This is a genomic window from Methanobrevibacter sp., from assembly GCF_045646045.1.
Lineage (GTDB): Archaea > Methanobacteriota > Methanobacteria > Methanobacteriales > Methanobacteriaceae > Methanocatella.
In genome coordinates this window covers 1-2,092 of sequence record NZ_JAZRJY010000129.1, presented here as the reverse complement: position 1 = coordinate 2,092, position 2,092 = coordinate 1, and the positions used below count along the sequence as shown (strand labels likewise).

The 2,092-nt window shown below is 34.7% G+C and carries 2 pseudogenes; both read right to left on the bottom strand.

Going from position 1 to position 2,092, the window contains the following annotated elements:
• Positions 1-411: pseudogene (locus ACKI5C_RS08650) on the bottom strand (hypothetical protein); the annotation flags it as partial.
• Positions 412-444: 33 nt separating this feature from the next.
• Positions 445-2,092, bottom strand: a pseudogene (locus tag ACKI5C_RS08645) (hypothetical protein); the annotation flags it as partial.

The window sequence follows — 2,092 nt, the reverse complement described above, 5'->3', positions numbered from 1 at the left end:
TTTTGCATTGATAAGAGTCAAATTTATGATTTTAACGTTGTTTCCGGTTATTTTAAAAAGTGCGGTATTGTAATTTCCGTCAATAATGTGGCCGTTACCGTTGATAGTTACGTTATCTGTTGCAATTAATATGCCTTCATGTGTAATGATTTTTGGACCAATATAATTTGGGTCACTGCATGGGTCAAAAATATAATCCTGATTTATATTGTAAATATCTCCGGGGTTGAGATTTGCAATATCGTTTTGCAGGTCATCAAAATTTCCTGGTGCAGGTATATTATTTGTGTGGATATCTGAACCAGAATTTGCGGTTATATTTGTATTGTCACTTGCTGATGCGCAAGAAATACTTATAAAAGCAATAATTAATATTATTAATATATGTCTCTTTCGAATGGTATCACTCACCTGTGTTGTAATATGGGGTATTATTATCTAAAGTTAATTAAAAATGATTTCATCTATTTTTTTAATTGGGGCTGTAATATTTTCTGGAGTTAAATTCTGTTTATCATGAAATAGAACGTCATCTCTTGAATTATAATATAGTGAACTTAAAATAGTAGCGCCACCTATTAAAATTGCACCTGCAGAAATTAAACAAACGGCTATTATTGGTTGGCCTACTATTAAGAAAAATGTTCCAACTATAATTAACACGATTCCAGTTATTAGTGCTGTAATAATAAGTACGTCATTTAATACGGTATCTGCATTTTCTTTATAGATAATTGGGCCGTAGTTTCCGTGGACTATTTTATTTCCGTTATATATGACAATACCTTCGCCTACATTTAAGATATTGTCTCCATCCTGATATGCATAGTTTCCTTTGAATGTGCAGTTGTTGAGTTCCAGTGTTCCGTAGTTGAAGATTGCTCCTCCTTTGGAGCAGTAATTGTTGGTGAAACTGCAGTTGTTACATATGCAGTATCCTGTGTTTAGTATTGCTGCTCCCCAATCCGGATATATGATATAGTCCATTTTGTTGTCGTGTAATTTTACGTTGTTTAAGATGACTAAACCGCCTTTGTTTTCTATTGCGGTGTTGAATCCGCCTACTTGGATGTTGTATGCAATGAAACTGGTTTTAGTGTTGGTTATCCATTTGTCCTCATTTCTAACTTCATTTTTTGCCATTATTGATGAGTCGTTGCCGTAGAGGGTTATTATGTCGCAGCCGGTTGCATCCAGATTAAAGCAGCTGTTGGAGTTGATGGATAATTTTTTTGTAAATATGATGTTTAATTCTCGGGTTTCATCTTTTTGTCTTGAAAAGAATTTTGGGTAGTTTTTCTTTGCCAATAATTTGGCATAGTCATCTGCATTATTGATATATACTGTTCCTATCTGTACGGTGGATGTTGTGTAAGTTGTGTGGTATGCATCTGTGAAAACTTGGCTAAGGTCTGTTATGTTTGTGAATGAGAATTGTCTGATGTATTCAATTCCTGAATATTCTTCCATTATTTCTCCATAATTTGTATATGTTATCAATACGAAATCTCCGCTAGTGCTGTTGTATGAACCGATATATGATGTTTTATTGTCTGCCAGGTAATTTATGCCTCCTAAAGTAATGGTTTTATATAATAATGGGATAATGTCGATTTGTCTGTCATTTTCAAAGGGGCTAATATCAACCCAATTTGTATATAGAAGGGCATCCGCACCAATATTGGTTTTTTGTCCGTCAATTATGAGTAATTCGTTGGATTTCAGGTTTTTGGCGGTGATATTTTTTCGTCCGGGATCTAGATAAATGGCTTCTCCGGATAATAGGGAGATACTGTTTGTAAAATTACAGTTGCTTATTATATTGTTTTCTCCAGCCATGTAAATGGCGCCTGCTATTCCCTGTGCTGTATTGTTTATGAATAATGTGTTGTTAATGGCTCCATTGTTTCCTTTCCAGGTTATTGCTCCTCCGTTTATTGCTGTGTTGCCGGTGAATATGCAGTTGTCAATTAAACCGTTGTTTCCTATCCAGTAAACAGCACTCATGTCGGTATGTGTTGAGGATATAACAGGACCAATAGTGATTTCACCTATTTTTGGCATATCTTTTATATTTGGCATAATTGGGATG